The organism is Psychrobacter sp. DAB_AL32B (assembly GCF_002224105.1).
Classification (GTDB): domain Bacteria; phylum Pseudomonadota; class Gammaproteobacteria; order Pseudomonadales; family Moraxellaceae; genus Psychrobacter.
Window position 1 is genome coordinate 1 of record NZ_NEXU01000009.1, and the last position, 5655, is coordinate 5655.

General features: G+C 37.6%; 5 protein-coding genes. All 5 read right to left on the bottom strand.

Annotated features, from left to right (window positions below; genetic code table 11):
- Positions 1-621, bottom strand: a 621-nt coding sequence (locus CAN34_RS00985; RefSeq protein WP_254423040.1) for a hypothetical protein, incomplete at its 3' end; no start/stop codon positions are given.
- 179 nt (positions 622-800) lie between these two features.
- A complete protein-coding gene (locus tag CAN34_RS00990; protein ID WP_089554059.1) occupies positions 801-1478 on the bottom strand; it encodes a hypothetical protein in 678 nt (225 codons plus the stop codon).
- A 47-nt stretch (positions 1479-1525) separates the two neighbouring features.
- Positions 1526-4066 carry a M23 family metallopeptidase gene (locus CAN34_RS00995; protein WP_089554060.1) on the bottom strand — a complete coding sequence of 847 codons (2541 nt, stop codon included), beginning with the start codon at positions 4064-4066 and terminating at the stop codon, positions 1526-1528.
- 1 nt (position 4067) lies between these two features.
- Positions 4068-4814: a hypothetical protein gene (locus CAN34_RS01000; protein WP_089554061.1), complete on the bottom strand. Its 747-nt coding sequence runs from the start codon at positions 4812-4814 to the stop codon at positions 4068-4070.
- Positions 4815-4847: 33 nt separating this feature from the next.
- On the bottom strand, positions 4848-5655 hold an 808-nt coding region (locus tag CAN34_RS01005; RefSeq protein ID WP_121509211.1), incomplete at its 5' end, for a DUF2345 domain-containing protein.

A 5655-nucleotide genomic window follows, 5' to 3' on the forward strand; every position in this document is an offset into this window, starting at 1 on the left:
ATAACGATGACGCAGTACGCCAAGCTCTAATATATGCTCATCAGGGGCAAAGGTGGCGCTAGAAGTGATGGTTGGCGTTTCAGCGTTGGCTTTGCTGCCTGTATTCACCGACCACTGTAGTCCTATCTGCTTGGGCGTGTCATCAAAGCTAAAAGCGACCTCAGAATCGGAGCTAAGTCCATACTGGGCGATACCCGATATCCAGCCACTGTGGCTGTCATCGTCATTAATTTGCGAATGACCGAGGCCACCACCATGCCATCTGGGGGATGCGCCGCCTTGCAAGTTATGTCTATTCGATAACCCAGCATCGCGAGTGGTGATATCTTTCTCATCGACATCGCCCATACCGATACCGTCGAACAGTGCGCGGCTAATGACCGGACTGTCGATATCACCGTACCAGTGGTTAAGCAGTACCGATTGTCCAAGTCTCGGCGCAAACTGCCAGCCATGCGAAGCACCCGAGGATAATTGTAATGCGCGCAGGGGCGGGGTAGTGCCGTCATCGTGAGGGCTGATGCCTGATGCCTGACCAGACAGGGGTGGTGATGGTGCTGTGCAAGCCGTCATCGGTAACGGAGGATGAGTAGCTCGATGAGGCTGAGGCGACGGTGTCACTATCAAGCTCTATACCGATTATACATATAGCAGTAAAATGAGTAACAACATTGGAAACATCGTGAATTAGACTTAAATATATATACTTATGTTTGCACCAAAAGATTGACGTTGTAATATCTATAATAAGAGAATAAGTACAAGAAATTTAAACCAATCATTTCAAAATTATTTATTAATTAACATTGTACGATAACCTCTAAAGCGACAGCCTTGTCATTTAAAAAATATAAATAAAATAAATCGTCACTATTATTTTCCCGTAAACTAAACAAAGTGTCGTAAACTGTTTCTATATCTGTAAACTCAATACCTATTATTTCTTGTGACGAACTAAGTTCATTTTCCAAGACTTCAAAGTCGTTATATTCTAAATCTTTGGGCGTAAAGTTGCTATCAACTACAAGTCCTTTGTAATTGAACTTGAAATTATCAGGAAATCCAATAACTTTTGATACAACCCCTTGACCGTCCATTACGTTCACTGCCATATTCCCATATTGAAAGATGCTTTCATATTCACTTTCTTCTTGAGCAAGAAAGCCTCCACAATCTCCAACAACTGATATCTCTTTTAGCTCATTTTCAAAACTAGATATACCTTTAATACTATCCAAACTAATAGTTTCACCTACTTTAACTTCCTTTATAATGAGAGGTTTCTGTTGATTTTGTAATTTAGTGTCTTGAGTTTTTGTATGTTGTTGAATTCTTGCTTCATCACCTTGAGCTTCCTGATAAGGTTTTTCGGTTTGAGTTTTGGCAGTTTGGACATCTGGGTTTTGCGTAGTAGCGTTATTATTACATGCGCTAACTAATATAGTAAAAAAAATTGTAAAAGCGATTCTATATTGCATAATTAACTATCCAAAATTTAATAGATACCAATAGTAACTTCAGCTCATCAAGCTGAAGGAATTTCTGGGAAAAATGGCAAAGGGTCAAACCTGCCTACCAATCCTTTGCCAGGACTGCCTGTAGAAACGTGCCTAACTTCGAAATGTAAATGTGCTCCACTAGCGATAGTAGTCATACCTCTAGCATTACCGCTAGCTCCAGTTTTACCTAGAACTGTACCTGCAGTTACATCTTTATTTTTATATTCAGTATTTATTTGACTAAGATGAGCATAAAAAAACCATACTTTATTTCCTTTAATGTTTTTCTTAGCATAAGACTTTTGTGGCTCTGGTAAGATACTTAATTCACATTCTAATACAAGATATGCTCCAAAGTTTTCTTTACTCTTGTAAGACTCGTTAATAACAGTAACCTTGCCATTAGCAACAGCTTTGATCGGTACTCCTGGAATTGCACGAAAATCTATACCTTGATGGTTTCTTGTACCACCGCTTCTTACACGACCATATGTAGCAGCTTTTCTCGAAGATAAACGAGCAGTTCTAACTACACATTTATCTAAAGGATTGCACCAAGCTATATCAGGTTTCTTAGCCTTATAAACATAAGCAACACCGTTTTTATCACTATTAGCGATGATAGTACCTTTTTCGATTTCTTTGCCGTTCTCATTGACTAATACTTTAATGAGGATACCGACATCTGAATCATGCGTACGGCCTCTCGTACCATCACTACCCGTCACTGAAGTGTTTTTACCGTATTTAGTAGATTGAGTAATATATGAAAGCCCCGATAACGGCTTATTTGTAGATTCATCAATAAATTTTATGGTAATTTTAGCTTCATCTAATGAAACCTCAAGCGTCGGTCCTGTTTCTGTCTTTTTTTCAATCTCTGTTACTTTTGGTTTTTCTATTTTAATGACAGGATCTTGCTCTGCTTGAGGTTTTGGCGTGACATCTTGTTTGCTCGTTTCTGGAGTAGTCGGTGTTTCTTGATTCAAGGCATCTGACACATCGCTGATATCTTCTTCGGTGATGTCCTTACCTATCATTATAGTCCATTGTTTAGAAGCATAGGTAACGATGGCGGTTGTTTGAGCTCTACCTTGTCCATCGACGAGGGTAAGTTTTTGACCAGCAAGGGCTTTAATAGTGCTAATACCTTGACTGTTAGCTCTCTTTATAGCAGATTGTCTGCCACGGTATAGGATTTTAAATTCGTAATGCGGTATGAGTTGGTTATTGTTATTAACAAACTTAATGTTAAAGGCGACGATAGGAACTTTTAATACTTTGGTCTGTCCGTTCAAGTCTCCTGTGACAGGGAATGCCATGCTGTAAATAGATTGTTTCTTACCACCGTCATCGTCAAGGTAGACGCCAATAGATTGACTGACATCAGCTTTTATGCCTGAGTCGATACCTGAGTCATCCGTTTTATGGGGTTTGATATTGTTCTTGTACTCAAGGTGATAGGTTGTGTTTGGTAAAGGTTTGTCTGTGTCGCCTTCGACTAGCTTGATGTTGAAAGTTACTTCGTCAATAATAATATTAGCAGTGCCGTCGTCCTTTTGTTCTGAACTACTTGTTTTATCACTATTGGTATTACTATTGCTATCATTACTCTCTTGAGTAGCTTCCGCTTTTTTATGTTCTGATAGTATAGATGAGTAGTTATTCTTACCTAGATAAATTATTTCATAACCTTGTATCTGATCTGCTTTTTGAATTATTGTTTCAACAAGATTCCCATCTATTTTCAACTGAATTTTCGTTTCTGGATGTCTAATTATTACTGGTAAATTACCTTCTTTATCAGTTTTATGAGTAACTACTATTTTACCTAGATTAAATTTACCCTTAAATTCAGAGCTGATTTCAACTTCTTTGTTGGGAATACCAACCTTTTTAGCATCTACAATCTTTACGTATATTTTTCGTTTACAACAACTTTGAATGTCATAGTGAGCAAACAGACTCATATATTTACCAACACTAGTGCCATTACCATCAACTTCGTTAGTTCTTCCATTTGATGTTAAAAATGCTATTACTGCATCATCGCCTTTTAAGTGTCTGGCTGCAATGACTCCTGATTCTGTAACTTCAAAAGAATCGAGATTTTTTGCTTTTGTGATAGTTTTACCATAAAATTCATTTGCATTTTTATTTCTCATATAGCCGCATAAACGATCAATCCAGTATTGAATTGCTTTCATTTGTATTTCACCACTATTTTTAAAAACATCAAACGATGAAGCACCATACTTGTTTGTCCAGTATTTATTTTTTTTCTTTCCCCAATCTTGATATGTACCGTCTCTAGTTCCATCTTTTATATAACAACCTACATCTTCTAAAGCTATTTCAGAAAATTGAAATAGCCCTACATAATCCCAAGGATTTAATCTTCTAACAGATGCAGGATTGTCTACGTCCTTGCCTTCTTTGTTTTTTCCAGTATAGGTATAAGAGTAACGTAGATCCGAAGATGATTCTTGTCTAGAAACAGCTCCAATATATCCTACTCTATTAGGGGTATAGGTCGCTCCTTTAACTGGCTTTATTAATGAGCTCATATTATTCTCCCTTCGCTATTGAAGATCTCTTTCTACAAGCTTCAGGAGCATAGCTGTAATCTAAAGCATTTTGTGAAGCAATATACTTTTCTAAAAGTTTTTTTGTACGCATATCGCTGCCAGTTATATTATCCCTGATAAAGGAACAACCATCGTATAGCATACCTGTCATATCATAGTTTCGCGGATTAAATATATAAAAAACTTGCCCTAAAGCACATTTACTATCAAAGCAAATTTTATTAAATACATACTTCTTATTAGTATTTATATCTTGTATGTATACTCCTTCTCGCTGTGATCCCATTGCATAGATTTCTTTTTTAGTAAGATCAATAGGGCTGAAAAGTTTAAAAATCATTTTTTGGAATGCTTTGTCATATCTTCTATCGTAATCAGGATTAATACCTTCTATTGTTGGTAATACTTCATTCACTAGCTCAAATGGATAAGTGTCAAATTTTCCATCGCCATACTCATAAGTTAAGTACTGAAAAGGAACCTTATTATCTGTTAATTCTTTATTTAATTTATCGGTATAACTTATATGTTCTACTATATGGGTTTGTCCTAAAGGTCCATTTTTTTCATCTTTTGAACGAGAAATCATTTTGAGCTGGACAACTGGTATACTATCTCTGTAATTTTCATAATCTTGTTCATTTGTTGTTTGAGCTACACTGGTAAGCGGTGTTATAAAAATGCCTACAAAAAAAAGAGGAATATTTTTATTATTAAATAAGTACATAGATTATCCTATAAATTTACTCTATAAAAAATGTTAATAACCAAAGCCGTCGTCATCATGTGCATGATTGTCACCACAATCTTCAAATAGGTCTTCAATAGAGCAATCATCGCACTCTATCTGATCTGATACGTCAGTGATCTTAATCTCTCCTTTGTGATTAACATTACCAAGAAGCTCTAATTCGACTTTCTCAGCCTTATCACCAAACACTCTTAACGTTTGCCCCTCTCGATCAAGCTGTCCCTCAATCTCGGTACCTTGCGTATGATTGATTAGTTTGTAACTGATACCTTGATCTATTGAATCTTGTGGCAACAGTTTCTTTAGATCAAAAGCTTTACTAAATAATCCTGACTTAAGCAAAGAAATAACTGGCGCATTCACTTGCCTTCCAGCCATCAACTCCTTCTTCACCGCCTTAACTTTAATCGTTCCCGGACACACCAACTTAATACCACTGTCATCTATCGTGATGGATGCGCCGCCACTGGTTTGCAGCTTAATCCGCTTCGGACTAGAGATATTTACTTGTCCTGACTCACTACCAATCGTCATACCTTGCTGACTATGTAATTGCAACTCACCGCCTTGGGCTTGTATCGCCACAGGTTTGGTATTGGCACTGATATGTAAGCCTGACTGATCGGCTTGACCACCAACTCCTGAAAGCGTGTCAATCGTATTTGCCGTCAGCGTATAACTCCCTGCCACCACATCCGACTGGGTAGCGCCTGACTGCCTGACTATTGTTTTCGCCGTCCATAACGTATTATTAGCAGAGGCGAGGATACTATCTTTGCTGACGAGTATCACATCAGGTGCGCCTAAGACTTCGGCG